The following is a 1,823-nucleotide window of genomic DNA, read 5'->3' as shown; positions in this document are numbered from 1 at the left end:
GAAATATCCGTCAGGTGGACAGCCAGCCCGGTAAACGCACAAAAAATAAGCGAAAACCTGAAAATGTCCTGATGGGCTGGTATAGTGCGCGGCTTTCTGAACCCAGCCCGGAGAAACCCGCATTATGTTGTTGCTGCGCGAGTTTATGCAGACCTTTTCCCCCAATGTTAAAAATGACACCTTATCTGGCCTGACCGTTGCCCTGGCACTGGTACCGGAAGCGGTGGCTTTTGCTTTTGTGGCGGGAGTTCATCCGCTGACCGGTCTGTATGCAGCCTTTATGGTGGGCCTGATTACCGCATTAATCGGTGGCCGTCCGGGCATGATTTCCGGCGCAACCGGCGCACTGGCGGTGGTGATGGTATCGCTGGTGGCGGAGGCCGAGCGTGATTTCGGTGCGGGTTCGGGGCCGCAGTATCTGTTTGCGGCCGTGGTGCTGATGGGCATGATTCAGGTAACCGCCGGTGCGCTGAAACTGGGTAAATTTATCCGTATCGTGCCGTACCCGGTGATGCTGGGCTTTGTGAATGGTCTGGCGCTGGTGATTTTTCTGGCGCAGTTACCGCAGCTGCAATCCTTCACGCCGGAAGGGAAGTGGGGCTGGACCGACGGTGTATGGCTGCAGGGAACTGAGCTGTATGTGATGCTCGGACTGGTGCTGGCAACCATGTTTATTACCCATTATCTGCCGAAAATGACCAAAGCCGTCCCATCGGCTCTGGCCGGTATTCTGGTGGTCAGCCTGGCCGCCTGGGGTCTGCAGCTGGATACCAAAACCGTGGGCGATCTGGCCAGTATTGCCGGCGGATTACCTGAATTCGCCGTACCTGTGGTGCCGATGACCCTTGATACCCTGTGGTTTATCCTGCCGTATTCAGTGATTTTTGCGGCTATTGGTCTGATTGAATCCTTGCTGACCGTCACCGTTATCGACGAAATGACTAACACCCGTGGCCGTGGCAATAAAGAATGTGTGGCGCAGGGAACAGCCAACGTGGTCACCGGTTTCTTTGGTGGTATGGGTGGTTGCGCCATGATCGGCCAGAGCATGATTAACGTCAGCTCCGGTGGGCGTGGCCGTTTATCCGGCATTGCCGCGGCGCTGTTCCTGCTCAGCTTTATTCTGTTTGCCAGCCCGCTAATTGAACAGATTCCGATTGCGGCTTTAATCGGTGTGATGTTTATGGTGGTAATCGGCACCTTCGAGTGGTCGAGCTTCCGTATTCTGCGCAAAGTACCTAAGCACGATGCCTTCGTGCTGATTCTGGTGTCTGCCGTGACCGTGGTGACCGATCTTGCTATTGCTGTAATCGTCGGTGTTATCGTCGCAGCGCTGGTCTTTGCCTGGGAGCACGCCAAGCACATCAGCGCCCGTACCCGCATTCAGGAAAATGGTGCCAAAGTGTATGAATTATTTGGCCCGTTATTCTTTGGCTCAGTGGCAAATTTCAAAGAATTATTTGAGCCGGAAAATGACCCGGATGTAGTTATTATTGAATTCCGTAGCTCCCGTGTTGCCGACCACTCGGCGCTGGAAGCCATCGACAGCATTGCTGAACGCTACCTGGCTCTTGGCAAAGAACTACACCTGCGCCATTTAAGTGAAGAGTGCCGCAGTATGCTGAAAAAAGCCGGTAATCTGTGTGATGTTAACGTGATTGAAGATCCAAATTACCGCGTTGCGGTGGATGAGCTGGCCTGATATCAGGCTGGTTTAAAACCATAAAAAAGCCTGCTGACGCCACTGCTGTCTCACAGTTTGGAGTGACATAGTTTCACTCCAAACTGTAGCATTCATAGACTACTGTTTTTCAATCTGAAAC

Annotated in this window: 1 protein-coding gene; it reads left to right on the top strand. The window is 53.2% G+C overall.

The window, feature by feature from the left end; translation table 11 throughout:
* The first annotated feature begins 124 nt into the window (after positions 1-124).
* Complete coding sequence (locus B3P58_RS05900) at positions 125-1,702, top strand: SulP family inorganic anion transporter (RefSeq protein WP_286716485.1); 1,578 nt, start codon at positions 125-127, stop codon at positions 1,700-1,702.
* Positions 1,703-1,823 lie beyond the last annotated feature (121 nt).

It is taken from the genome of Thalassolituus sp. UBA2009 (genome assembly GCF_002335285.1).
Taxonomy (GTDB): Bacteria; Pseudomonadota; Gammaproteobacteria; order Pseudomonadales; family Oceanobacteraceae; genus Venatoribacter; species Venatoribacter alkanivorans.
Note: the sequence above shows the minus strand (reverse complement) of the source record. Positions and strands in the feature narration are given on the sequence as shown.